Raw genomic sequence first — 22,623 nt, forward strand, 5'->3', positions numbered from 1 at the left:
TCAGATATCCTCCGGCAACAAGTACTGCATGATGAAATCCCTGCGTTCCGGGGTGTTGCTCCCCATGTAGAACCGCATCGTCTTGGCCATGGTGTTCATGGCAGGCACCGTCACCGGCACCAGTTTGATCTCCGGCCCGATGAACGCGCCGAACTCCTTCGGGTCGATCTCCCCCAACCCTTTGAACCGGGTCACCTCACTGCCCCGGATATCCTTCGTCGCCTGGTCGCGTTCCGCCTCGCTGTAGCAGTACCGGACCGTCGACTTGTTGCGCACCCGGAACAGCGGCGTCTCCAGGATGTACAGCCTGCCGCTGGTCACCAGATCCTCGAAGAACGTCAGGAAGTAGGTCATCAACAGGTTGCGGATGTGAAAGCCGTCATTATCCGCATCGGTGGCGATGACCACCTTGCCGTACCGCAGCCCTTCGATGCCGTTCTCGATCCCCAGGGCGACCATCATGTTGTACAGCTCCTCGTTCTTGTAGATGATCGTCCGCTTCATCCCCTCGACGTTCTGGATCTTCCCCCTGAGGGAGAAGACCGCCTGGGTCTTCACGTCCCGCGTCTTGGTGATGGTGCCGGAGGCCGAATCCCCCTCAGTGAGGAAGATCATCGACGCCTCGCACTCCTCGGCATGGACGGTGGACTGTCCGAGATGGTATTTGCAGTCCTTCAGCTTGGGGATGTTGATGGACACCTTCTTGGCCGCTTCCCGGGCACCCTTGCGCACATCGTTCAGCTCCTTGCGAAGCCGTTCGTTGTTCTGGATCTTCTCGTTGAGTTTCTGCGCCTGATCGGCGTGCTTGAGGAGGTAGTCGACGACGGCGTCCTTCACCTCTGCGACGATCCAGGAGCGGATCTCCGTGTTGGACAGCTTGTTCTTCGTCTGGCTCTCAAACACCGGGTCCTTGACCTTCACCGCGATGGCGCCGATCATCCCGTCCCGGACGTCCTGGGCCTCCCAGGATTTCTTGAAGTATTCGTTGATGCCCTTGACGATGCCTTCCTTGAAGGCCGCCTGGTGGGTGCCGCCGTCACTGGTGTGCTGTCCATTGACGTAGGAGAAGTAGTTCTCCCCGAAATCCCCCGGCACATGGGTGAAGGCGAACTCCAGCTTGTCCCCGCGGTAGTGGATGATGTCGTACAGGTTGGAGTCCCCCACCTCTTCGCGAAGCAGGTCGAGGAGCCCGTCCTTGGAACGGTACGTCATCCCGTTGTACTCCAGCGTCAGGCCACTGTTCAGGTAGGCGTACCCCTGGATCCGCTTGATGATGAAATCGTCGTTGAACGCGTAGTTGCCGAACAGTTGGGGGTCCGGGGTGAACGAGACGAACGTTCCGTCCGGCTCGGAAGTTTTCCCTTCGTTCCTGCTCTTCATCTGGCCCTGGGCGAACGTGATGGAGACGAACTTTCCTTCCCGGTACGAGGTGACGGTGAACAGCGAGGAGAGGGCGTTGACCGCCTTGGTGCCCACGCCGTTCAGACCGACGGAAAACTGGAACACGTCATCGTTGTACTTGGCGCCGGTGTTGATGATGGAGACGCAGTCCGCCACCTTCCCAAGCGGAATGCCGCGGCCGAAGTCCCGCACCGTACAGGTATTCTCCGTCCGGGTGATGAGGATCCTGTTGCCGGCGTGCATGATGAACTCATCGACGCTGTTGTCGATGATCTCCTTCAGCAGGATGTAGATTCCATCGTCCTCATGGGTGCCGTTGCCCAGCCGCCCTATGTACATGCCCGGCCGGAGCCGTATGTGCTCCAGTGGGCTCAGTGATTGTATCTTTGATTCATCGTATTCCATGTTCCATAGCAGTATACACGAAAACGGCGCCGTGTGTCGTGCAAAAACCGGTGGTTACCGCCCTTCTTCCACGTGGGATCGGATGGCATCCAGGAACCCGGCCGTATTGACCTGTTTCACCTCCACACCTTCGGCAAGGATGGCAAGATCCTTGGTCATCACGCCGCTGTGGATGGTGTCGATGCAAGCCTTCTCCAACCGGTTGGCGAAATCGATGAGTTCCGGAGTGCCGTCAAGCTCTCCTCGCTTGCGAAGCGCCCCGGTCCAGGCGTAGATGGTGGCCATCGGATTGGTCGACGTCTCTTCCCCTTTCAGGTACCGGTAGTAGTGCCGGGTCACTGTCCCGTGGGCGGCTTCGTACTCAAAGGCGCCGGTGGGGCTGACCAGCACGCTGGTCATCATGGCAAGCGAGCCGAACGCCGTGGAGACCATGTCGCTCATCACGTCCCCGTCATAATTCTTGCACGCCCAGATGAACCCGCCTTCGCTGCGGATCACCCGAGCAACGGCGTCGTCGATCAACGTGTAGAAGTAGGTAAGGCCGGCCTTCTCGAACCGCGTCTTGTAGGTGGAGTCGTACAACCGCTGGAAGATGTCACGGAACGTGCCGTCATACTGCTTGCTGATGGTGTCCTTGGCGGAGAACCACAGGTCCTCTCCGGTGGCCAGGGCATACTCGAAACAACTCTTGGCGAAACTCTCGATGGAGTCGTCCTTGTTGTACTGGCCTTGGATCACCCCGGGGCCGTGGAAGTCGAAGACCGTCTGCCGGAACGTCGAGCCGTCATCACCGGTGAACAGCAACTCCGCCTTTCCCGATGAGGGGACGCGGTACTCCGTTGCCTTGTACACGTCGCCGTAGGCGTGACGGGCGATGGTGATGGGCTTCTTCCAGTTGCGGACCACCGGATGGATGCAGTCGGCGATGATCGGGGTGCGGAACACCGTCCCGTCCATCATTGCCCGGATCGTCCCGTTGGGGCTCTTGTACATCTTCTTCAGGTGGTATTCGTCCATCCGCTGGGCGTTGGGCGTGATGGTGGCGCATTTGACGGCCACTCCCAGACGGAGCGTCGCCTCCGCGGCGTCCTTGGTCACCTGGTCGTCCGTCTTGTCCCGGTTGGGCAGCCCCAGGTCGTAGTATTCACTCTTCAGATCGACGTACGGGGTGATCAACGTATCCTTGATCATCTTCCACAACACGCGGGTCATCTCATCCCCGTCCATCTCGACGACGGGGGTCTTCATTTTGATTTTCTGCATCGTATCCTCTTCCCTATCTGATCATTGCTCCGAGGGGAACCGAATTCCCCAGCTCTTGCGGATGGCGTCCAGAATCTCCATCTTCTTGATGGTATGCCGATGGGGCATCTCCGAACACTCGTACTTGCCATCCTTGATGGCCCTCTCACAGGCCTCGACCTCATACTCGTAACCGGTCAGCTGCGCCGGTGGTGTAATCTCCTTGACCAGCTTGGCGTCCTTGTCGAACAACCAGATCCGTTCGGGATTGTTGATGTTCTCCACTTCAATGGAACCGTTGGTCCCATAGATCATCCCGCGGCGGTCGGAACGGACTTTCGTCCCGCTCTCCACCACGCCGATCCGTCCATCGGAATAGATGAACGAGGTGACGTTTTGCTCGTCCACCCCCAGCGCCGTGATGGACGCAAGGCTCTGCATCTTCACGTAGTCCGTCCCCATGTAGGTGAACAAGAAGCTCAGCGGATAGACGCCGACGTCCAGCAACGCCCCGCCACCCATGGATCGTTCCTTGATGCGCGGCACTTCGCTGATGCGGTAGCAGAGGTTGGCCGTCACCATGCGGATGTCCCCGATGGCCCCCTGCTTGATCAAATCGGTGATGATGGTCCTGCTGGGCATGTAGCGCGGCCACATCGCCTCGGCGAGCAGCAGCTTCTTCTGTTCTGCGAGCTTGCATGCCGCCTTGGCTTCCCGGGCGTTCAGCGTGAACGCCTTCTCGCACAGGACGTTCCGTCCCGCTTCCAGGCACAGCATGATGTTGTTGAAATGCTCCGTGTGGATCGTCGCGATGTAGACAAGATCGACGTTCGGGTCGTTTGCCAGTTCCGCGTAGCTTCCATACGCGTGGGAAGCTCCCATCTCCCGGGCGAACGCGTCAGCCTTCTCCTTGTTCTGGACGCCACGGCGTACAGTTCCTGGTTCTGCATCAAATTGATCGTCTTGGCCATCGTCCTGGCGATGTTTCCCGCTCCAAGTATTCCAATACGCATTGCTTACCTCTCGCAAGCATAGTACCACAGATTTCCCGAAACGTTGAGGGTACCCCCACAAGAGGAAAAAACCAACCACACCCCCAGACAAAAAAGAGCCACCGTATGCACTACGGTGGCCAAGAGAATCTATGAAGAAACTTGTTTGTTGTTTACGAAACCAATCACGTATTGGCGGTGACGGTGAAAGTCATTGTTGCAGAATAGGTATCTGCAGGATGCAATGTCGCCCAGTTTTCTTCGGAAGCGCTTACCGTAATTTGGGCGGAATGTGTTGTGGTCTCAGTCGTGACGCCACTACAACTGTCAGCAATACCTGATCACTCACCGTTGAATCACCAACAGCTACATCATCAAGCGTTGTAGTATCAACGACAGCAGAAACCTTTACCGGAATCGTATCTGAACTATTAGCACCCTTCAGCGGTTCCAAACTGTACTTCAACGTAAAGCCCTTCCACACGTTGCTTTGGGTGTTTACATAGAAACTACCACCAAGAGGGCTTTCCGTCACGGCACTACCCGTTCCAAATGATGCATTGTCTGTTGTTTCAAGAGCCAGCGTCTCTCCGATCGTCGTAGAAATCTCAACATTCTTTCGAAGCCGCAAACACCAGTGAACCAACCATCAACAGAGCCATCACAACACCAACAAACTTTTTCATTTCCTTTTCTTCCTTCGGCAGGTGCAACTGCCTTTCGTTTTCCTTTCAACCACTCTTTCTGAGTGACATCTGCAATATAGCCAACTTCATGACTTGTGTCAACAAGTTTTGATCAAAAGATGTAAGATTTTTTAAGAAATATATGTATTTCATTATATAGTAAATAATAAACTCATGACACCAACAATTGGAATAGGTGAGAATTTTCAGTGATGAGGTTTCCTACACTTTCGTTTTTTCTCTCACACCTTTGACTTCCGTCACTGGATACGCTTGTTTCTTGTTGTTCGTAAACCGATTTAGTATCGTGAATTATGGTACGCTTCGCCCACAGTTGTATCTTCCTCGTTTGCGGTTGGCAGTGTACACTGTCTGCATGAACTACCAATTTCTTCTGTTCGCCATGCTCTGTGTCATCCACATCTGTATGCGGGACATGCACCGGGAAATCCCCAGCAGGATCACCAAGGTGCTGTTGATGCCATCCCTCCTTTGGTATTATCTCTCCCTCCAGACGGAGACCGGCATTCTTCCCGTCCTGATCATCGTGGCGCTGGCGCTGCACACCGCAGGGGATCTGTTTCTGCTGTTTCCCAAGAAACTGGTCCTGTTTTCCATCGGCGGACTTTCGTTCTTCGTCGGCCACATCTTTTATATCAGTTATTTCTTCCATCACTTCACCCATCCGGCCGCATTGTTGGTCGTCGCGCTTCTTTCCATCTACCCGTTGGTGTTGGCGGCGAAACTGGTACGGAAAGGTCCCGCCCCTCTTCTGATGTTCATCTATGCCCTGGCGCTGGTCATTGAGGCGATAGCCGCCGCGGGAGCCGGCAATTGGATCGCCCTGTTCGGTGTGATCTTCTTCGCCACCAGCGATTCGATGCTGGGGTACAACACCGTTACGGAAAAGTTTTCCGACGTCTCCATCATGGCGACCTATACGTTCGCCGAGTTCCTCCTCGTTGTCGGTATTTTGATGGCCCAGGGAGCCGTCTGAAATGCGCTTTGGCCCGCTGAAGGACATTGACGCCTCTGTCTTCAATCAGGCCTTCTTCGGGTATGCCGTCCCATTCCATTTCTCTCCCGCCCAATTGCAGTGGAATCTGAAGAAGAACAGTTTTGACCTTCGTTGTTCGGTGGGGTTGTACGACGGATCATCCCTGTGCGGTTTCATCCTCAATGGACGGAGGGGAAACGAAGCGTATGACTGTGGCACGGCGATCCTCCCGGAATACCGGGGGCATGGCTACGCCCATCTGCTGGTCGAAAGGGCGAAGTCCGCACTGGCGGAAGCGGGTGCAGATACATGGAAACTTGAGGTACTCTCCACCAACACCAAGGCGGTGAAGCTGTACCAGGAGCATGGGTTCACCTCCCTCCGTGATCTGGCGTGCTTCCGTATCCTCACTTCTGACCTCTCCCCTTCTGGCATGGTCCAGTTGGTACCGGGCGGGTATGACCTCCTGCCTTCTTCTCCGGAGTGCCGAAGCAGTTGGCAGAACGAGACGGAATCCATCCGGTTGGGACAGGTTTCCGTCTACGCCATTGTGGCGGGGAGTTCTCCTGTTGGCGCGCTGGCCATCAGCAAAAAGAGCGGATCATTGATGCAGCTGTACATCCAGCCACAATTCCGTGGCAGAGGATTTGCGAAGGCTGCGCTCTCCGCCCTCCCTTCCGTTGTCCGGAATCCGGAAGTGAAGTTCATCAACGTGGACGACGGCTATCTTCCGATGATCCATCTGCTCGGGCGATGCGGTTTTTTTCGCTTCGCCACGCAGCATGAGATGCAAACGATGGTGAAATCTGCTATAGTCTGAGGTGGTATGGCATATACGTACGCGTTGATGCAGGAAGACGAAACACCAGAGGTCTCCGCCTTGATGACCGCCAGCTTCCCAAAGAGCTACCGGCGAATCTTTTTCATCAAGCCGGAACATACCGTGGTCGCCAGGGAAGGAAACCAGGTGGTTGGCGGCATGAACATGGATGTGTTCTCCCTCCCCAACAAACGGAAAGTGGGATACCTGGGGTGGTTGTACGTCGAGAAGGATCATCAGGGACAGGGTATCGGCAACGCGTTGACGGAACAGGCCATCGCCCACCTGAAGGATGTGGGATGCACCGACATCATCGCCTGCGTGGAAGGAGACAACAGCTCCTCGCTGAAACAGTTCGCCAACCATGGGTTCACCATCATGTCGATCCGAGAGCAGGTCTCCCGCTTCGGCATCGGACTCCTCAAAGTCAACAAACGGGCTGCCCGCTTCTTTGACATGGGCTACTTTCTCTGGCATCTGTCCATCCCGGAAGAGATGGTGGAAGAGCCCAGGGACCAACGGCCGTTCGCTTTCACCGTCCTGTGCAACATCCTGTTGTGGTATCCCTGCCTGAAAGGCTGGAACTTGCTGAACGTGCTGTTTCCCGGTACGGTCGCCGATTGGACGCAGGATCCCTTCTACCAACGCAGTCCCCTGTTTCTTCTGTTGGTTCCCGTCTTCGCCCTGACGGTCCGTACGTTGTCCATGGAGATCTCGGCGCGGATCCAACAGACGGAAGTGACGTTCCTTTCCTGGGATACGGCGTGGCTCCTCGGCGTCCTGCTGCCCCTGTTGGTGGGAATTCCCTTCCCCGTGCCGGGCAATGTCTACATCGCAGGCACCCACTGGCGCAACAGTGACATGGATTCCGTGCTGTGCAGGATCGCCCGGACCGGACAGCTTGCCCTTGCGTTCCTCTGCCTGCCGCTGAAAGGATCCATCGCCCTGAGGTACTGCTATACGCTGATGTTCCTCGACTCGTTGTTCTTCTTCTACCCGTTTCACCGGCTTCAACTCCAGCAGGGTGAAGAAACGCGGGGCCGATTCGTTCATCATCCCGTCCGTCTCCGTCCTGATGGTCACCGTGATGTTGTGGTGATATTGCCCATCCTATTCCTTTTCAGTATCATTAGTTCCATCTATGGATGATGACGTTCCGATACCTGACCCTGAACCAAGGTGGCCGCTATGATTGCTGCCATTCTCTTTCTGTTGTTTCTTTCCGCAGCCTTCTCCGCCACGGAAACCGCCTATACCTCCCTGTCGATCATCGACCAGAAAAAGCTTGAGTCAAAGCGCTCCAAGAGCGCAAAGATCGCGCTTTCGTTCACCCACAAAAGTGATGTGATGCTGACCACCGTCTTGATCGGCAACAACCTGGTCAACCTCTCCCTCTCCGCGCTGGTCACCTCGATGACCATCTCCCGCTGGGGAAACGCCTATATCGGAGCGGCGACGGGAATCCTGACGCTGGTGCTGCTGGTCTTCGGGGAGATTTCCCCCAAGCAGATCGCCATGCACAACAGCGTGGGCATCGCTTTGGCGACCGCCATCCCATTGAAGATCCTGACCATCGTCCTGTTTCCCGTCATTTGGTGCTTCCGCCAACTGAGCAGGTTCATCAACTTCCTGTTCCGTGGTTCGGACAGCAAGCGGCTCACCCCGACCAGTCTGATGCACATCGCCGACGCGGCGGAGGACCAGGGAGTGGTCGACCAGTATGAGAGTGACCTGATGCAACGGGCCATCTACTTCTCCGAAACCCAGATCCGTACGGTGATGACCCACCGTACCGAGGTGTTCTGCATGGACGACTGCCTGACCATCCGGCAGGCGTTCCCCCTGATGGTGGAATCCGGTTTCTCCCGGGTTCCGCTGTACCACGGGAACCGGGAGAACATCACCGGCGTGCTGGTGCTGAAGGATCTGCTCTCCGCCCAGATCGTCCACGGGGATGCCGTCAAAATCTCCACGTTGGCGAAAAAACCACAGTTCGTGCCGGAATCGATGCACATCGACGACCTGTTCACCCGCTTCAAACGGCAGAACCTCAACATGGCCATCGTGCTGGACGAATACGGCGGGTTCTCCGGCGTCGTCACGATGGAAGACATCGTCGAGCAACTGTTCGGAGAAATCTACGATGAGCATGAGAAGAAGGAAGGCGATCTGGTCGTCCCCAGCACCCACAACCCCGGCTCGTGGATCGTCCAGGCGGACACGCCGATGCAACAGTTCATCGAGACACTGGACATCAACGAAGAGGAACCGGAGTTCCGCAGCGGCACCATCGCGAGCTATCTGTTGGATATCATCGGGGACATCCCCCGTATCGGACAAATCGTCACCACGCCGGCGGGGACGTTCCGCATCCTGGCCATGACGAAGAACCGTGTCGACACCGTCCTGTTCACCCCTGCCGTACCACCGGAAGACGAATAAGGGGTGGCCTGTACAACAACCGGTCTTTATTGTATATTGGGAAAGAATCGCCTTTACGTTGGCGATGAACGTAATTATTTATGAGGCAATTACTTAAATGAGCAACTATCCCTTCCATGAAATTGAAGTGAAATGGCAGAAGTACTGGGAAGACCACAAGACGTACCACGTAACGGAAGATCCTTCCTATCCCAAGGAAAAACGGAAGTACGTCCTGGACATGTTCCCCTACCCCAGCGGCGCTGGCCTGCACGTCGGTCATCCGGAAGGGTATACCGCCACGGACATCTACTCCCGGTACCTGAGGATGAACGGCTACAACGTGCTCCATCCGATGGGCTTCGATTCATTCGGCCTGCCGGCGGAGAACTACGCCATCAAGACGGGAACCCACCCCAAGGCGACGACGGAGAAGAACATCACCACGTTCACCCGGCAGATCAAGAGCCTGGGCTTCAGCTACGACTGGAGCCGTGAAATCTCCACCTGTGAGGCGGAATACTACAAGTGGACCCAGTGGATCTTCCTCAAGCTGTACAACAAGGGCCTGGCCTATGAGACGCAGAGCCCGATCAACTGGTGCCCGAACTGCAAGACAGGACTGGCCAACGAAGAGGTCAAGGAAGGAAGATGCGAACGGTGCGGCACCAAAGTGGAACGGAAAAACATCCGCCAGTGGGTGCTGCGCATCACCGCGTACGCCGACGAGCTTCTGAAGGACCTGGACAAGCTGGACTGGCCGGAATCGGTCAAGCTGATGCAGCGCAACTGGATCGGACGCTCGGTTGGAGCGGCTGTCTTCTTCCCGCTGGAGAAGTTCGACGAGAAGCTGGAAGTGTACACCACACGGTGTGACACGCTGTTTGGCGCCACCTACATGGTCATCTCTCCGGAACACCCGATGGTCGCCAAGCTGACCACCCCGGAACAGAAAGAAGCGGTGGAGGCGTACGTCGCCGCGTCAGCCCACAAGAGTGATCTGGAACGGACTGATCTGGCAAAGGAAAAGACCGGCGTCTTCTCCGGCAGTTACGCCATCAACCCGGTCAACGGGAAGAAGATCCCCATCTGGATCGCCGATTATGTGTTGATCAGCTACGGCACCGGCGCCATCATGGCCGTTCCGGCCCACGACACCCGTGACTGGGAGTTCGCCAAGAAGTTCGGGCTGCCCATCATCGAAGTACTGAAGAGCAAGGTGGACGTCCAGAAAGAAGCGTGGACGGAAGACGGAGAGCATGTGAACAGCGAGTGGCTGAACGGCTTGAACAAGCAGCAGGCCATCGACAAGATGCTCGCCTGGTTGGAAGAACACCACTGTGGCCACAAGGCGGTGAACTACAAGCTTCGTGACTGGGTGTTCAGCCGCCAGCGCTACTGGGGTGAGCCGATCCCCTTGGTCCACTGCCCGAAGTGCGGCGTGGTGCCGCTTCCCGAAGGACCAGCTCCCGCTCCGGCTGCCTGATGTGCAGTCCTACGAGCCGAGTGGTACCGGGGAAAGTCCGCTGGCCAAGATCGACAGCTGGGTGAACACCACCTGTCCGAAGTGCGGCGGACCGGCCAAACGGGAAACCAACACGATGCCCCAGTGGGCAGGTTCCTGCTGGTACTACCTCCGCTACATCGATCCGCACAACGACAAGCGATTCGTCGATCCGGAGAAAGAGAAGTACTGGATGCCGGTAGACCTGTACGTCGGCGGAGCCGAGCACGCCGTGCTCCATCTGCTGTACGCCCGTTTCTGGCACGAAGTGCTGTACGACCTCGGTCTGGTTTCCACACGGGAACCGTTCCAGAGACTGGTCAACCAGGGGATGATCACCAGCTTTGCCTACCAGAAAGAGGACAAGGCGCTGGTACCCATCGACATGGTCGAGGAAGTCACCCCCGGTGTGTTCAAGGACAAGGAAACGGGGGAAACGCTGGAACGGGTCACCGCAAAGATGTCCAAGAGCCTGAAGAACGTCATCAATCCGGATGACATCATCGCCACGTACGGCGCCGATTCCATGCGGATGTACGAGATGTTCATGGGACCGCTGCAGGTTTCCAAACCCTGGTCCACCGAAGGCTTGATCGGCATCTACCGGTTCCTGGACCGGGTGTGGAGGATCCACGAGGACAAGAAGGTCGTCGACCAACCAATTCCGGAGGATCTGGACCGTCTGCTGAACAAGACGATCAAGAAGGTGACGGAGGATACGGATTCCCTGAACTTCAACACCGCAATCTCCCAGATGATGGTGCTGGTCAACGAACTGTACAAATCGGACACCGTTCCGACCACGGTGTACGAGACGTTGCTGCTCCTCCTGTCCCCGTACGTGCCGCATCTTGCCGAAGAACTGTGGCAGCTTCAGGGGCACCAGCCATCGGTGACCAACCATTCATGGCCGACGTATGATGAGGAGAAGACCCACGATCCGGTGCAGGAAGTGGTCTTCCAGATCAACGGAAAGGTCAGGGACAAGGTTGCGGCGGACAAGACGGCCACCAAGGAACAACTGCTCGAAATGGCGAAATCCAGCGAGAAGATCCAGAAGTGGCTGGAAGGCAAGACGATCATCAAGGAGATCGTCATCCCCGGCAGGCTGGTCAACCTGGTGGTCAAATAAGACTCTGGAATTGAGGATCGAGCTCCGGCAACCTGCGGGTCCGGAGCTTTTTTTCGCTGCCTCTCTTGCCGTTTTCATGGTATGATAGGCCATGCAGGAGACGACGTTCCTCGTTTCGGAGGAAAAGGAATACCAGGACTGCCAGCTGGAGCGGGTTTCGGCAAGCGGTCTGACGCTTTCGGAAAGCTGGTTCCGACGGATCATTCTGGATCATTGCTGGTTTGACGGCACCAATTTTCAGGACGGCTCGTTCATCCAGACGACGTTCCGTTTCTGCGATTGTTCCGAAGCCGACTTCCGTGGATCCCATTTCCGGGAATGCCGGTTCGAAGGATGCAAGCTCCTCGGCGCCCACTTCAGTGACGCCGTCCTGGAGCAGTGCGTATTCACCGGATCCAACCTCTCCTACACCGACTGGCATCAGGCGACCTGGAAGCGGGGCATGTCGTTTTCGGACTGCGATCTGCAGGAAGGCGCGTTGACCTCCCTCACCTTCACCACCCCACCCGCACTGATCCGTTGCGACCTGACCGGCGCCTCTCTGACCGACACCAAACTCCAGGGGATCGACCTGTCCGGCACGGTGCTGGACGGCATCATCGTCAGCCCGGATTTCCGGGAATTGAAGGGGGCGAAGATCAGTCTCGCCCAGACGACGGCGCTGGCCAATCTGCTGGGCGTCACGGTGGAGGGATGACCATTTGCATTTCCTTGGGAAATCGCTATAGTACCCTATCATGATACGCTTCATGGTGCTGCTTCAGACGGCCGTCATGGCCTTTTCCTCCAACCTGTTCGGAGGCCTGGGCAACGATATCCAACAAACCTGCGGCATCACGCTGGAAGGACTGGGATGGATCCTTTCCCTCTCCCAAGCCGGCCTGATCATCGCCTTTCTGCTGTACCCCGCATTGATGCGCAAGGAAGGCCCGTACCGTACCATGATCATCGGGACATTCGGAGCGGCGGCAGGTTTCTTCCTGCTGGGCGCTTCCCGCACAGCATCGTTTTTCGCCGTGGCGTTCCTCCTGCAAGGCGTGCTGGGATATCCGTGGTCCAGCGCAAAATTCAGTGTCATCACGTTTGTTGACCGGACCAAACGGGAGCGGAACATCGCCACCATGCATCTGATCTACGCCATCAGCAGCATGTTTGCCGGCTGGTACATCTCCCGGATGAAGGGAAGCCACTGGTACCAGGCGTACTACCAGAATGGGATCGCCTGGCTCGTCCTGGGCTTTGTCTTCCTCTCTTTGCTGGGGAAAGCGAAACAGACTCCCGACCTGATGGTCCACCAAGGCACGGAGAAGAACCACCTGAAGGATGGATTCTCCCTGCTTGCCGAGCGTCCGTTCCGGCTGTTCTACCTGTCGTTGATCATCTCCGCCACGGTGGAGGGACTGACGATGATCTACCCGTTGTTGTTTTTGCAGCAGAGTCTGGGATCCACCGCGGCGGCGGTGGGGCTTGCCGTGACGCTGTTCCACGTCGGCATGACGGGCAGCCGCCTGCTCCTCATCCCCTTCTTCATCAAGTCAAAGCGCACCTGGACGATCATCGGCTCGCTCACCGCGCTGGTGGCGGCAAGCCTTGTGGCCATGTCCTTCGCGACCACCGTTCCGATGGCCTTGGTCACCCTGACGGTTGCCGGTTTTGGACTGGGAGCCCTCAACCCGATGGCCCAGATCGTGGAGATCCACTCCTGGCCGGATCGGGTCGACCAGGTGATGAACATGCACACCATCTCCGGGACCATCGGGAAACTGGTTCTCCCGGTGATCGTCGGAGCCATCTCCACACGAATCTCACAGGCGGCAGGAATCTTGTCCATCGCCATCATGATGCTACTGTCACTGGTGACGCTGGTACTGGCGAAACGGGCGTTGAACGCTTAAGGATTGGGGTTTTCCATCACCTTGGCCAGCCCACCCCGGCTGGTCTCCCGGTATAACGAAGGCAACGCCTGTCCGGTCTCCATCATTACTTCGATGATGGCGTCGAACGACACCCGGTGCCGTCCGTCTCCCAACAACGCGTAGGTGCTGTTGTCCAAGGCACGCATGGCGGCCATGGCGTTGCGCTCGATGCAGGGAATCTGCACTAACCCAAGCATCGGATCGCAGGTCAGCCCGAGATGGTGCTCAAGCCCCATCTCCGCGGCGTATTCCACCTGGAAGATCGAGCCACCCAACAGCTGGGTCGCAGCCCCGGCTGCCATGGCGCACGCCACGCCGACTTCCCCTTGGCAGCCCACTTCCGCCCCGCTGATCGACCCGTTGGTCTTCACCACGTTCCCGATGATCCCGGCGGTAAGCAACGCCCGGAGGATCCGGATCTTGGGGAATTTGTACTGCTCGGCGAGATAACGGAGCACGGCAGGAAGGACGCCGCAGGAACCGCAGGTCGGCGCCGTCACGATGGTGCCGCCGGCGGCGTTCTCCTCGGAGACGGCAAGCGCGTAGCTCAGCGCCAACGCCGTATTGCCGAACGGACCCTTGAAGTCCTTGGCCTTCTCGTTGTACTGCATCGCCTTGCGGGGCAGTTTCAATCCACCGGGAAGCACCCCTTCCGTATCCAGGCCGTTCTCGATGGCCTGACGCATCACCCCCCAGACGGTATCCATGTAGTCCAGGATTTCCGGACCCTCGAACTTCAGGGCGAATTCCCACAGTTGCATCCCTTCCTCGTTGCAGTAGGCGAGGATCTGCTTCATGTGGGTGAATTCCTTGGAATACACCTCCGGCGGCTCGCTGGACGAGTCCCCTTCAATGACCACCCGGCCGCCTCCGACGCTGTAGTACGTCTGGCTGCACAACTCTTTTTTCTCTGGATCCAACGCCGTGATGGTCAGCGCGTTGGGATGAAACGGCTTGAACTGGTCGGGGTACCAGGCGATGTCGATCTCCTTGCCCTTTGCGGCGAACACCTCGCGGATCGCCTTGTCCGTCAAATGGCCTTTTCCGGTCGCGGCCAGCGATCCGAACAGACTGGCTTGGTAGGACGCCGCATCCGGGTGTTTGGAGAGAAAATGCTGGGCCGCGAACCGCGGTCCCATGGTGTGGCTGCTGGATGGCCCGACGCCGATCCGATAGAGTTCATGGAGTGACTGCATTGCCCCTGCACTGTACTCCGAAACGAGGGAAAAGCCAAGACGGAACTACCAGACGGGGACGCTCCCGCACACTGGTGAACGAGGTGACGCTTTTCCCGTCCACATAGATGACGGCCACCAATCCCCGTTCCCTGCACAGGAAACGATGATACCCGTCGGAGAAGGTCATCTGAACGGGGCTGACCCCATCGTACCAGAAGTCGTCATCATCCTCACGTTCGGCGATCCAACGCCCGACGGGGATGTCCTGCACAGCCACGGGAACACGGGAAAGCGCCTGGATGGAGGATTCCTTTACGTGGTTGTTCAGAAGATCGGCGGCAAGCCTGGCCATATCCAGATCCCACAGGGAGACATCCCGCGCCTGAAGACGGGTCTGCAATTGGTCCGTATCCAGCAGGGAAAGGGTGGATCCATACGTACCGGAGAGATCGAGCAGATACCCGGCCAGCCTTCCCCGCTCCTGCGTCAACACCACTTCTTTTTGGGATGCGTCCAACCACCCCCCGAACGGTTGGCATTCACCGAGCGGCGTGACGGTGACGAACACCGTCCTTCCGTACGGAACGTATACGGTGGCGTTCCGCTTTCCTTCATCCAACCGTGTTTCCTGACCCGTCGAGGTAACGAGGCTCATCCACATCAGGTTTTCCGATGCTTCCCAGCGATGAGCGGGGATACGTACCGTCACCGGCCGGACGGCAAGCGGATGGTACGAGCAGGAAGAAAACAGGAGAAACAACAGGAAAACGGTCGTCTTCATGCCAGAAATACCGTGCAAGTTGGGGAATTGGTTGACCAAATACCAACATTTTGTATCCCCAATTACATTTTTATACAATCATCTCTGCATATATATCAAAATATGCTATACTGCGCCGCAAGAGGTTCCCCATCCATGGAAGCATATCTGCAACAAGCAAATCTGCCGGTCCTGTACGTCATCGTAGGAGTGATCCTTCTGTTTGTCGTCGGACTGTGCGTTGTGTTCATCCGAAAAAGTTATCGTGCCGGACGGAAGCTTGGGATGTCCAAGGAAGTGCTCAACAGGGCCATCACCTCGTCGGTGACGTTCACCATCCTTCCTTCCATCTCCATTCTGCTCGGCGTCATCGCCTTGTCGGGAAGCCTGGGGCTCCCCGCCTCCTGGCTCCGTCTGTCCGTCGTCGGCAACCTGCAGTACGAAACAACGGTGGCCTCCATCGCGGCAACCGGCATGGGGAAGCAACTGGATGCAGCCATCCTTACCACGGATGACCTGGTGACGATCCTCCTTGTCATGACCATCGGCATCTGCTGGGGCTGCATCCTTTCCATCGCCACGCTGAAGCAGTACGCAAACAAGATCAAGAGCAAACCGGTGGCGACCGGCTCAACCAAGAAATCGTTCAGCTCTTACGCCATGGTGGCGATGTTCATCGGCATGTGCGCCACATTCTGCGGCAGTTACGTGGCCACCGCCATCGCGTTCCGTCAGTTCATCCCGCTGTTCACCGCCCTGATCTCCGCCTTGGCCATGGGGGTGTTCGAATACTTCTCCAAGCGGAAGAACGTGACGGCGCTGGACAGTTTCTCGCTTGCCGGCAGCATGTTGATCGGCATGACGTCCGCCGTCCTGTTTTCCCTGGGAGGCATCGTATGAAAGAGATGGCGTTTGATTTTGACCAATACGAGAATGAGGTTCACCGGACGGGCCGCATCGGGCTGTCCATCGGCATCCTGTTGCTGTTCGTCGCCCCGTTCCTGTTCGCGTTTTTCCTGCACGCCCACTTCAACATGAAGGGGTTCTGGCCGGCTCTCGTGCAGGTCCTGGTGATCTACGTCCCGTCAAGCATTGTGGAATACCTGGTGTACGTCCCGCTGCTCGGACCGGGGGCATCCTACCTGAGTTTCATCACCGGCAACATCTCCAACATGAAACTGCCCTGCGCGTTCACCGCCCGGGACATCGCCAAAACGGAAGTGGGGACGCCGGAAGACGAGATCATCACGACGCTGTCCGTCGCCACTTCCTCGCTGGTCACCATGCTGGTGATCTTCCTGGGGGTGCTGCTGCTCATCCCGCTTACCCCGATCCTGCAGAACCCGACGCTCCGCCCGGCATTCGACAACCTGCTGCCCTGCCTGTTCGGCGCACTGGCCATGCAGTACTTCAAGAAGAATCCGATCCTCTCCATCTTCCCGATGCTGTTCATCGTGATCCTGTGCAGTCTGGTCCCCAGCCTGATCGCGTCCTCCACGACGCTGCTCATCCCGAACGGCGCCATTTCCATCGGTCTTTGCTACCTGATGTATCGCTTCACACCCCAGATGATCAAGGAGATCAAATAACATGAACGAACGAGCCCAAACGTATGCCGAAAAGCTGCAGAAGATGATCCAGTGTGAGACGGTGTCCATCAAGGATGTCGTCCAGCTGGAGAAATTCGAGAAGTTCCACACGGTTTTGAAGGAGAACTTCCCCCATGTGTTCGAAACCTGTGAGATCCATCAGTTCGAGGATGGTTCCCTCCTGTTCAAATGGGCGGCGAAACAACCGACCGACGCTCCGATGATGCTGATGAGCCACCAGGATGTCGTCGCCGCAAACGCCAACGACTGGACCCATGCGCCGTTCTCCGGAGACATCGATGAGGCGGGGAACATCTGGGGCCGTGGAACGGTGGACACCAAGGGTTCGCTGTTCTGCATCTTCCAGGCGGTGGATGAGTTGATCGCCGATGGATGGGAAAACCACGGGGACCTGTACATCTCCAGCTCCGCCGGGGAAGAGGTCCTTGGACCGGGGGCGAAACAGTCCAACGACCTGCTCGCATCCCAAGGGGTGCGTCTGCAGCTCGTCATGGACGAAGGCGGGATGATCACCCACGAGCCGCTGTCCGGAGCCAAGGGTACGTTCGCCATGATCGGCTGTCTGGAAAAAGGAACCGGCAACTACAAGTTCATCGCCCACGGCAGAGGCGGCCACGCCTCCGCACCGGGCAAGAACACGCCGCTTCCCCGCTTGGGCGCGTTGATGGATGACATCGAGAAGCACCCGCCGTTCACCCCGAAGATGAACTCCGTCACGATGGAGATGCTCCGAAGACTGGGAACGAAGACGGGGGGCCTGCAGGGCTTCCTGTTCCGTCACGCCAAAGGGTTCTCTCCGCTTCTGACCAAGCTGCTGTACAAGACCAACCCCTCTGGGGCGGCCATGGTGGCCACCACCATCGCGTTTACCACCGCCAAGGGTTCTGACGGTCTGAACGTCATGCCCCAGGAAGCGTATGTGACGGCGAACGTCCGGTTCATCCCCCACCAGGGAGTGGCGGAAACCACCAAAATTCTTGCGGAGAAAGCCAAGAAGCATGACCTGGAGATGCAGGTGATCAACAGCACCGAACCGTGTCCGGTGGTGGCCGTCACCACGGCGGAGTTCCGCCTGCTGGAAGCGACGGTCAAGGAAGTGTTCCCATCCGTCATTCCCTGCCCGTACGCCATGACCGGCGGGACGGACTCCCGGTTCTTCACCCCGATCTGCGACAACATCTACCGGTTCGCTCCGTTGGAAGTGACCAAACAGCAGATCACCTCCATCCACGGCGTGGATGAGAACATCAGCGCGGAGACGCTTCCCGGCGGAGTGGATTTCTACAAGGTGATCGTCAAGAAGTGCCTTTCCGGTCTTTGAGATCGGAGAGGTACGCGGCCCGGTACCGGGCGAAGAGATCACAGAACGCGTCACTGCGGTAATCGGCGTACGTCCAGGGAAGGGCGTTGAACCGATGGCCGTAGTAGATCAACGTCACCTCGGCGTAGATGCCGTCGGACAGTGGAATGCGGTGGGCGCGGTTCTTTGTCGTGGCAAGGATGAAAGAGCCTGCGCTGAGGATTCCCGGATCCAGGTTGATCGTCCTCCCTCCATCCTTGATGAACTGTTCCTCAAGATCGTTGGTCTCCCGTTTGATGGCGGCCAGCCGTCCCGGGTCGACCAGATCGCGGAAGACCAGGAAGTACCGCTCGGGCCGCCCCCCCATCTCCCCATCGTAGTAATCGGTGTAGGAGAACGGGGTATGGGGGCTTTCCGTCAACACCGGACCATATGAGGCCTGAAGCGCTGCAAGCAACCGGGGGTGTTGTTCCTCGTTGGTGGAAAGCACCCCGATGACCAACCGCTCCGGCGTGAACGGAACAATGGCTCCCATGATCTCACCCGGCGAAGAATACGCCGTGCTGCCGAAGCGTCTGGGTGGCTCCCTTCAGCTCCTCCACCACATCACGATAGGCCGCTTCATTGGGAATCTCCGTTTCGATGAAGAACGAATACTCCCACGGCTTGCCCAGAATCGGCCGGCTTTCCAGTTTCTTCATGTTGAGTTTGTGGACGGACAAGACGTGCAGCGCGTCAAACAACGCGCCCGGCTTGTCGTTCACGCTGAACGACATGACGGCCCGGTTGGGGATGTTGGAGGAGATGAACGTCGCCTCGTTCTCCTCACGGCAGATCACATAGAAACGGGTGTAGTTGCTGGGGTTGGTCTCGATGCCTTCACGCAGCACCTCCATCTTGTGGTACGCCGCCGCCGGAGCTCCGGCGATGGCGGCCTTGCTCCGGTCTCCCGTCGCCTTGATGAACGCCACGGCTCCCGCCGTATCGTAGTAGGAGACAGGCTTGGCCTGGGGCAGTTCCTTCTCCAGGAACCGGGCGCACTGGGCCAGCCCCTGGGGATGGGAATACACCTCGCGGATATCTTCCATCTTGGTACCGGGGATGACCACCAGGCTGTGGATGATCCTGACCTGCTGCTCTCCCACCACTTTGATGCCCGGATGGAGCGCCAGAAGATCCAGCGTGTCATAGATCGTGCCGCCCAGGGTGTTTTCCACCGGAACGACACCGTACTTCACTTCCCCTTTGTCCACCGCATCGAACACATCCTTGAACGTCGGGCAGGGGCGTACCGCTGTTTTTTCGCCGAACAGGCGGGTGACGGCCAATTCGCTGTAGGCGCCACGCTCTCCCTGGAACGCCACGGCATCCTGCATCTGCGGGGTGACATCCACCTCGGTGGTGGTGATCAACGAGGTGCGGGGGATCCGCTCCAGGCTCTTGCCGACCACCGGAGCCAACGCCTCCACATCACGCATCAGTTTCTCGAACTGCTGGGGATACAGTGACTGGGGGCCGTCGCTCAACGCGACATCCGGATGGTCATGCACCTCGACGATGATGCCTGACGCGCCGCTGGAGATGATGGCAAGGCTCATCGGGTTGACCAGATCCCTCAGGCCGGTGGCGTGGGACGGATCCCCGATGACCGGCAGGTGGGTCAGTTTCTGCACCACCGGGATGGCGGAGCAGTCCAACGTGTTGCGGGTGGCGCGCTCATAGGTGCGGATACCCCGCTCGCACAGCACCACCTGGTCGGTGCCGCTGCTCATCAGATACTCGGCGGCCATCAACCACTCCTCGATGGTGGCGGCGATGCCCCGTTTCAATAGGACGGGCATCCCGGTCTTCCCCACCGCTTTGAGAAGCTCGAAGTTTTGCATGTTCCGCGCGCCGATCTGGAACATGTCCACGTAGTCCTTCATCATGTCGACGTTGGATGGACTGACGATCTCGGTGGTCACCGGCATATCGTACTTCTCACCGGCTTCCTTCAGGTATTTCAACCCTTCCTCGCCCAATCCCTGGAACGAGTACGGGCTGGTCCGCGGTTTGAACGCTCCGCCACGGAGCATCACCGCGCCGGCGTCCCGGACCAGGGATGCGATCCGCATGATCTGGTCGCGGCTCTCCACGGCGCACGGACCGGCGATGGCGACGATCCGCCCTCCGCCGATCTTCACCTTCCCCACCGAGACGATGGTGTCTTCCTTCTTCAGTTCCCGGCTGGCAAGCTTGTAAGGTTTGGAGATGGGGATGACCTTCTCCACGCCGGGGAGCAGTTCCACTTCCCGGGGATCGATCCTGCAGACACCAACGGCGCCGAACACCGTCTCCTCAGCTCCGACAATCTCATGGACCTGCAGTCCTTTGGAAGAGAGGAAACTCCTCAAATCATGTTTCTGCTGGTCGGTGATGTTTTTGTTCAGTACGACAATCATACGGAAAATGCTAGAATGTTCAGCGGAAAAAAACAAGCGGGGGATGAAACGGCATCCCCTGTTCGGGTATACTGAAACCATGACAGAAGCAGCATGGGACGCAATGTTCGACCGGATGCGGAACGCAGTCGTCCAGGCGGGAGGGGATCTTCCCTCCGTCTCCCAGATCGCCCGGGAAAAACAGGATCCCTACCGGGTGCTGATCAGCACATTGCTGTCGCTCCGGACCAAAGACCAGGTGACGCTGGAAGCATCCCGAAGGCTGTTCGCCCTGGCGGACACCCCTCAGGCGATGGTGCGCCTCAGCCAGAAAGAAATCGAACAGGCGATCTTCCCCGCAGGCTTCTACCAGCGCAAAGCCCAGCAGATCCTCTCCATCTCCCACCTGCTGATCGATCGGTACGGCGGAGCCGTGCCGGCCGACCAGAAGGCGTTGATGGATCTTCCCGGCGTGGGAATCAAGACGGCCAACCTGACGCTGAACCTGGGTTTCGGCATCAACGCGCTCTGCGTCGACTGCCATGTGCACCAGATCGCCAACCGGATGGGCTGGGTGAAGACCAAAAGCCCGGAAGAGACGGAAAAAGCGCTGCAGAGCGTCATGCCACCCAAACACTGGATCCCGATGAACGAACTGCTGGTATCCTTCGGACAACTGGTCTGCACCCCGGTCAGTCCCAAATGCTCCCGTTGCCCGGAAGCGGGCCACTGCCCAAAGATCGGAGTTACGAAAGCGCGATGAACCCCTTGGCTTTGGCCAGGAAGAACGCGCAGATCGTCTTGGCGTCCTTGACGGTACCGTCCAGAATCATCGACTGCACCTCGGCGGGCGTCTTCCACATCACCTGGATGAACTCATCGTCGTCCAAATGCCGTTCCCCCTGGGTAAGACCGGTGGCGAGAAACAGGAACAGTTTCTCCGTCACCATACCGGGGGACGGATACACTTCCCCCAGAGGCAGCATCGTGTTCGCCGTGCACCCCGTCTCCTCCTGAAGTTCCCGACGGGCTCCCGCCTCCGGAGACTCCGGACCCTTGTCCCGTTTTCCCGCGGGAATCTCGATACACTCCTTTCCCATGGCGTACCGGTACTGCTTCTCCAACGCGATCTTTCCTTCCCCGTTGATGGCCAGTACCGCCACCCCGCCGGGGTGGTTGAGCAGATGGTATTCCCGTACCGTCCCGTCAGGAAGCCGAACCCCTTCTTCGGTGAACGACCAGAACGATCCCTGCAACAACGTCTTTTTGGAAACCGTCTCAACCATGGCAATCCTCTCCCTCTACATGGAAAAAGGGCGCCGGAGCGCCCCTTTCCCGATTGTTGTATGCTCCTCAGCCGCGAAGCGCCCCGCCATAGGCGGAGACGGTGGCGGACAGAACGATCACATGGACCAGGAACGTCTCAAGCCACACCATGAAGCTGACGAAATCGTTGATGTCGCCGAAGCCGTCGACAAAATCGGCGAAGATGATGGTGAGCGCCCAGATCACCATCAAAATGATCATGGAGACGGTGACCACTTTGCCGGGAATCTGCTTGATGAACATCGAGGCCAGCACGCACAAGCCCGCCAGGAAAATCACCGCGCCGACGATAATGACAAAACTGTCACCCGCTTTGCCGAACAGATCAGCGACAAACGTATACAGATGACCGATCGCCTGCCCACTCTTTCCTTTGACAAATCCTTCGACGCCCATGGCGACGAACATCAGGCTGATGATGATCTTCAGCACACTCTGTTGGTCTTTGACTGCCACTCTTTGCTGCCATACACTTCCTTCCTTTCCGAACGTTTTCGTACAGGAACAGCTGTT

General features: G+C 57.8%; 20 protein-coding genes and 1 pseudogene. 11 read left to right on the forward strand and 10 right to left on the reverse strand.

What is annotated here, in order from left to right:
• The 4 genes from LKE28_02780 to LKE28_02795 form a co-directional block, all read right to left on the reverse strand.
• Entirely contained in the window at positions 1-1,806 is a 1,806-nt protein-coding gene (locus LKE28_02780; GenBank protein MCH3907186.1) for a type IIA DNA topoisomerase subunit B, read from the reverse strand.
• Positions 1,807-1,860: 54 nt separating this feature from the next.
• Positions 1,861-3,069 (reverse strand): NADP-dependent isocitrate dehydrogenase, encoded by a 1,209-nt coding sequence (locus LKE28_02785; GenBank protein MCH3907187.1) that lies wholly within the window; start codon positions 3,067-3,069, stop codon positions 1,861-1,863.
• Positions 3,070-3,090: 21 nt separating this feature from the next.
• Complete coding sequence (locus LKE28_02790; GenBank protein MCH3907188.1) at positions 3,091-4,077, reverse strand: Gfo/Idh/MocA family oxidoreductase; 987 nt, start codon at positions 4,075-4,077, stop codon at positions 3,091-3,093.
• 234 nt (positions 4,078-4,311) lie between these two features.
• Positions 4,312-4,671 (reverse strand): hypothetical protein, encoded by a 360-nt coding sequence (locus LKE28_02795; GenBank protein ID MCH3907189.1) that lies wholly within the window; start codon positions 4,669-4,671, stop codon positions 4,312-4,314.
• A 431-nt stretch (positions 4,672-5,102) separates the two neighbouring features.
• Between LKE28_02795 and LKE28_02800 the strand changes: the two genes are divergently transcribed.
• The 7 genes and pseudogenes from LKE28_02800 to LKE28_02830 all read left to right on the forward strand — a co-directional run bounded on the left by LKE28_02800 (position 5,103) and on the right by LKE28_02830 (position 13,495).
• Complete coding sequence (locus tag LKE28_02800) at positions 5,103-5,723, forward strand: lysoplasmalogenase (protein ID MCH3907190.1); 621 nt, start codon at positions 5,103-5,105, stop codon at positions 5,721-5,723.
• A 1-nt stretch (position 5,724) separates the two neighbouring features.
• Positions 5,725-6,543, forward strand: a complete 819-nt coding sequence (locus LKE28_02805) for a GNAT family N-acetyltransferase (protein MCH3907191.1) — start codon at positions 5,725-5,727, stop codon at positions 6,541-6,543.
• A 6-nt stretch (positions 6,544-6,549) separates the two neighbouring features.
• The gene (locus tag LKE28_02810; GenBank protein ID MCH3907192.1) at positions 6,550-7,692 is read left to right on the forward strand and encodes a GNAT family N-acetyltransferase; all 1,143 of its coding nucleotides are present in this window, start codon (positions 6,550-6,552) and stop codon (positions 7,690-7,692) included.
• Between the two features lie 39 nt (positions 7,693-7,731).
• Positions 7,732-8,985: a hemolysin family protein gene (locus tag LKE28_02815; GenBank protein MCH3907193.1), complete on the forward strand. Its 1,254-nt coding sequence runs from the start codon at positions 7,732-7,734 to the stop codon at positions 8,983-8,985.
• A 97-nt stretch (positions 8,986-9,082) separates the two neighbouring features.
• A pseudogene (gene leuS, locus LKE28_02820) lies at positions 9,083-11,600 on the forward strand (leucine--tRNA ligase).
• Positions 11,601-11,691: 91 nt separating this feature from the next.
• Positions 11,692-12,297 (forward strand): pentapeptide repeat-containing protein, encoded by a 606-nt coding sequence (locus LKE28_02825; GenBank protein MCH3907194.1) that lies wholly within the window; start codon positions 11,692-11,694, stop codon positions 12,295-12,297.
• A 40-nt stretch (positions 12,298-12,337) separates the two neighbouring features.
• Positions 12,338-13,495 (forward strand): MFS transporter, encoded by a 1,158-nt coding sequence (locus LKE28_02830; protein MCH3907195.1) that lies wholly within the window; start codon positions 12,338-12,340, stop codon positions 13,493-13,495.
• Here the strand turns inward: LKE28_02830 and LKE28_02835 are convergent.
• Together LKE28_02835 and LKE28_02840 are read right to left on the reverse strand one after the other, a co-directional pair.
• Positions 13,492-14,712 carry an L-serine ammonia-lyase gene (locus LKE28_02835; protein ID MCH3907196.1) on the reverse strand — a complete coding sequence of 407 codons (1,221 nt, stop codon included), beginning with the start codon at positions 14,710-14,712 and terminating at the stop codon, positions 13,492-13,494. The two genes, LKE28_02830 and LKE28_02835, sit on opposite strands and share 4 nt — an antisense overlap.
• Positions 14,696-15,475 carry a hypothetical protein gene (locus tag LKE28_02840; protein MCH3907197.1) on the reverse strand — a complete coding sequence of 260 codons (780 nt, stop codon included), beginning with the start codon at positions 15,473-15,475 and terminating at the stop codon, positions 14,696-14,698. Before LKE28_02840 ends, LKE28_02835 begins: the two co-directional genes overlap by 17 nt.
• A gap of 135 nt (positions 15,476-15,610) precedes the next feature.
• On the opposite strand from LKE28_02840, the gene LKE28_02845 reads away from it, so the two are divergent.
• From LKE28_02845 to LKE28_02855, 3 genes are read left to right on the forward strand one after another with little or no spacing between them, the layout of a single operon-like run.
• Positions 15,611-16,354 carry a DUF5058 family protein gene (locus tag LKE28_02845; GenBank protein ID MCH3907198.1) on the forward strand — a complete coding sequence of 248 codons (744 nt, stop codon included), beginning with the start codon at positions 15,611-15,613 and terminating at the stop codon, positions 16,352-16,354.
• A complete protein-coding gene (locus LKE28_02850; protein MCH3907199.1) occupies positions 16,351-17,043 on the forward strand; it encodes a hypothetical protein in 693 nt (230 codons plus the stop codon). Before LKE28_02845 ends, LKE28_02850 begins: the two co-directional genes overlap by 4 nt.
• A 1-nt stretch (position 17,044) precedes the next feature.
• Complete coding sequence (locus LKE28_02855) at positions 17,045-18,385, forward strand: M20/M25/M40 family metallo-hydrolase (GenBank protein MCH3907200.1); 1,341 nt, start codon at positions 17,045-17,047, stop codon at positions 18,383-18,385.
• Here the strand turns inward: LKE28_02855 and LKE28_02860 are convergent.
• Together LKE28_02860 and aroF are read right to left on the reverse strand one after the other, a co-directional pair.
• Positions 18,360-18,899 (reverse strand): DUF4416 family protein, encoded by a 540-nt coding sequence (locus LKE28_02860; GenBank protein MCH3907201.1) that lies wholly within the window; start codon positions 18,897-18,899, stop codon positions 18,360-18,362. The genes LKE28_02855 and LKE28_02860 overlap by 26 nt on opposite strands.
• 4 nt (positions 18,900-18,903) lie before the next feature.
• Entirely contained in the window at positions 18,904-20,805 is a 1,902-nt protein-coding gene (gene aroF / locus LKE28_02865) for a 3-deoxy-7-phosphoheptulonate synthase (GenBank protein ID MCH3907202.1), read from the reverse strand.
• A gap of 79 nt (positions 20,806-20,884) precedes the next feature.
• Here aroF and LKE28_02870 point away from each other — a divergent pair, with 79 nt between their 5' ends.
• A complete protein-coding gene (locus tag LKE28_02870) occupies positions 20,885-21,547 on the forward strand; it encodes an endonuclease III (protein ID MCH3907203.1) in 663 nt (220 codons plus the stop codon).
• On the opposite strand, the gene LKE28_02875 is transcribed toward LKE28_02870, so the two are convergent.
• Positions 21,531-22,070, reverse strand: a complete 540-nt coding sequence (locus tag LKE28_02875) for an NUDIX hydrolase (protein MCH3907204.1) — start codon at positions 22,068-22,070, stop codon at positions 21,531-21,533. The two genes, LKE28_02870 and LKE28_02875, sit on opposite strands and share 17 nt — an antisense overlap.
• A gap of 67 nt (positions 22,071-22,137) precedes the next feature.
• Positions 22,138-22,566, reverse strand: a complete 429-nt coding sequence (locus LKE28_02880) for a hypothetical protein (GenBank protein MCH3907205.1) — start codon at positions 22,564-22,566, stop codon at positions 22,138-22,140.
• Between the last annotated feature and the right edge of the window lie 57 nt (positions 22,567-22,623).

The sequence above is a fragment of the Sphaerochaeta sp. genome (assembly GCA_022482495.1).
Lineage (GTDB): Bacteria > Spirochaetota > Spirochaetia > Sphaerochaetales > Sphaerochaetaceae > RUG023.

Excerpts from the sequence above, each read along its gene's own strand:
- LKE28_02780 (MCH3907186.1), bottom strand. The coding sequence starts at position 1,806 with ATGGAATACGATGAATCAAAGATACAATCACTGAGCCCACTGGAGCAC.
- LKE28_02785 (MCH3907187.1), bottom strand. The coding sequence starts at position 3,069 with ATGCAGAAAATCAAAATGAAGACCCCCGTCGTCGAGATGGACGGGGAT.
- LKE28_02800 (MCH3907190.1), top strand. The coding sequence starts at position 5,103 with ATGAACTACCAATTTCTTCTGTTCGCCATGCTCTGTGTCATCCACATC.
- LKE28_02805 (MCH3907191.1), top strand. The coding sequence starts at position 5,725 with ATGCGCTTTGGCCCGCTGAAGGACATTGACGCCTCTGTCTTCAATCAG.
- LKE28_02810 (MCH3907192.1), top strand. The coding sequence starts at position 6,550 with ATGGCATATACGTACGCGTTGATGCAGGAAGACGAAACACCAGAGGTC.
- LKE28_02815 (MCH3907193.1), top strand. The coding sequence starts at position 7,732 with ATGATTGCTGCCATTCTCTTTCTGTTGTTTCTTTCCGCAGCCTTCTCC.
- LKE28_02825 (MCH3907194.1), top strand. The coding sequence starts at position 11,692 with ATGCAGGAGACGACGTTCCTCGTTTCGGAGGAAAAGGAATACCAGGAC.
- LKE28_02830 (MCH3907195.1), top strand. The coding sequence starts at position 12,338 with ATGATACGCTTCATGGTGCTGCTTCAGACGGCCGTCATGGCCTTTTCC.
- LKE28_02835 (MCH3907196.1), bottom strand. The coding sequence starts at position 14,712 with ATGCAGTCACTCCATGAACTCTATCGGATCGGCGTCGGGCCATCCAGC.
- LKE28_02840 (MCH3907197.1), bottom strand. The coding sequence starts at position 15,475 with ATGAAGACGACCGTTTTCCTGTTGTTTCTCCTGTTTTCTTCCTGCTCG.
- LKE28_02845 (MCH3907198.1), top strand. The coding sequence starts at position 15,611 with ATGGAAGCATATCTGCAACAAGCAAATCTGCCGGTCCTGTACGTCATC.
- LKE28_02850 (MCH3907199.1), top strand. The coding sequence starts at position 16,351 with ATGAAAGAGATGGCGTTTGATTTTGACCAATACGAGAATGAGGTTCAC.
- LKE28_02855 (MCH3907200.1), top strand. The coding sequence starts at position 17,045 with ATGAACGAACGAGCCCAAACGTATGCCGAAAAGCTGCAGAAGATGATC.
- LKE28_02860 (MCH3907201.1), bottom strand. The coding sequence starts at position 18,899 with ATGGGAGCCATTGTTCCGTTCACGCCGGAGCGGTTGGTCATCGGGGTG.
- aroF (MCH3907202.1), bottom strand. The coding sequence starts at position 20,805 with ATGATTGTCGTACTGAACAAAAACATCACCGACCAGCAGAAACATGAT.
- LKE28_02870 (MCH3907203.1), top strand. The coding sequence starts at position 20,885 with ATGACAGAAGCAGCATGGGACGCAATGTTCGACCGGATGCGGAACGCA.
- LKE28_02875 (MCH3907204.1), bottom strand. The coding sequence starts at position 22,070 with ATGGTTGAGACGGTTTCCAAAAAGACGTTGTTGCAGGGATCGTTCTGG.